The organism is Synechococcus sp. H60.3 (assembly GCF_047462295.1).
GTDB lineage: Bacteria > Cyanobacteriota > Cyanobacteriia > Thermostichales > Thermostichaceae > Thermostichus.
Window position 1 is genome coordinate 4573 of the sequence record NZ_JANSIY010000128.1, and the last position, 1783, is coordinate 6355.

Genomic DNA, 1783 nt, shown 5'->3' on the forward strand with positions numbered 1-1783 from the left:
CATACGGTTTTTTGGGCAAGCACCTCAACGCAAACCTTTTGGCTGCTTAAGAAGCCCTCACCCCCAGCCCCTCTCCCGTTGGGAGAGGGGACAGGGAGATTGGGGTAGCGAACTGTCTCATCCTTAGCTGGAAATAAACAACTGGCTGCCGTGCTTGTGGCTTAGGTCGTCGTCCTGACTTTTGAGAAAGCATCCCTCAAGCGGTGACTTATCCCCCCTGCCGGCTTCCCTAGCCGAGATCCCAGGTGTGTACCGGCTGACCTTGCCGCTGTCGTTCCCAGTAGGCACAGGTCAATTGTTGCATATCTTTACCATGCCGAGCCACGTAGCGGCGCTGCCAGGTGGCCCCATTCTGCCCCGACTCGACACGGCCGCGGAGAATGCCCAGGTACTCCTGGATGTCCTGGGGCGCCAAGTCCAGTTGCGCCAAGCCCGCCTCTGCTTGCGGGAGCAGCTCTTGCAACAACAATTGGCGCAGGGATCCCTGCCACCCCTTGAGCCAGGTGATGGGGGCCTCGAGGCCGAAGCGGGCGGCCGCGTAGAAATTGGTGCGGCACTGGGCGAAGCTCAGCTCCTGCTCCGGGGGAAGGGGTTGGGATCCCAGAGCTTGCACCAGGCCAAAGTAGAAGGCCGCATTGGCGATCATGTCCGGCAGGGTGGGGCCTGCTGCAGCCACCCGCTGTTCGATGCGCAGGTGGGGAACGGGATCCAAGCCGATGAGGGGGCGGTTCCAGCGCCAGATGGTGCCGTTGTGCAGACGCAGGTGGGCCAGCTCCGAGGGGGCAGCGGCTAACCTTTGCGGCAACACCACCGGGTAGCGGTGCAGATTTTCCCAAAACAGCTCCATTAGGGATTCCTGGACATAGCCTTGCCCGAAGGTAACGCGAGCTTGGTGGGTGGGGGCGAGGGGGGGTGGGCCATCCAACGCCTGCTCAAACACCGGGATGCGGGTTTCCGCCCACAGGTCGTGCCCAAACAGACAGGGAGAATTGGCTGCCAGGGCCACCAGGGGGGCCGACACCAGGAGAGAAGCGTTGAAGTAGCGGGCTGCCTGGTGGGGCGACACCTGCAGATGGATCTGAAAGGAGGTGGTGGCTGCCTCCAGCATAACGTTTGGGTGGGTGACGCGCAGCAGGGTGGCAGGCCCTGCGATCGCCAGCCCCAGGGGCGGGATCCCTGAGGGTTGCTCGCGCCGGTGCAGGTTTAGGATCTGCTCGTTGAGGGCCAGGTAGCGCTTGCGAGGCGAGATCATTTCCAAAGTGAGCTGCTGCTGCTGCAGCGTGGGCAAAATGCCGATCATCATCAGCCCCGCCTGCAGTTGCTCGGCCACTCGGCAGCAGTGATCCCAGGTCTGCGCCAGCTCTTGCTGCAACTGCCGCAGAGCCGAACCGACCAAGACCTGAGGCCGGCCGTTGATCTCGATGTTGAAGCGGGCCAGTTCCGGCACCACCAGCGGGTTGTTGACGGCCTCCAGGTAGGCGGAGTTGATCGGGGCCGGCTCTCCCTGGGGGGTGACCAGCCACGCTTCCAGCTCAAACCCACCCACCAGGGATCCCTGGGCAAAAGGTCGACAGGCGGGATCCAGCCCCGGCGCGGCGGCCAGCCAGCGATCCAGCAGATCTGTCTCCTGCTGCAGCCGAGCTTTGAACTCGGCAAAGTCCTCTGCGCCAAAGCTGAAGGAGGCAATCTCCTGGCCCATCGAGACAACTCCGCGGCTCCCCTGGATGAGAACATCGTAACTACTCTTATCAGCTAGAAACCGCAGGAGCCCCGCCCTGTACCC

1 protein-coding gene is annotated in these 1783 nt (G+C 63.0%); it reads right to left on the minus strand.

Annotation, left to right across the window (positions count from 1 at the left end; genetic code table 11):
• Positions 1-229 precede the first annotated feature (229 nt).
• A partial coding sequence (locus NW841_RS11305; protein ID WP_414386448.1) for a glutamate-cysteine ligase family protein occupies positions 230-1783 on the minus strand: 1554 nt, incomplete at its 5' end.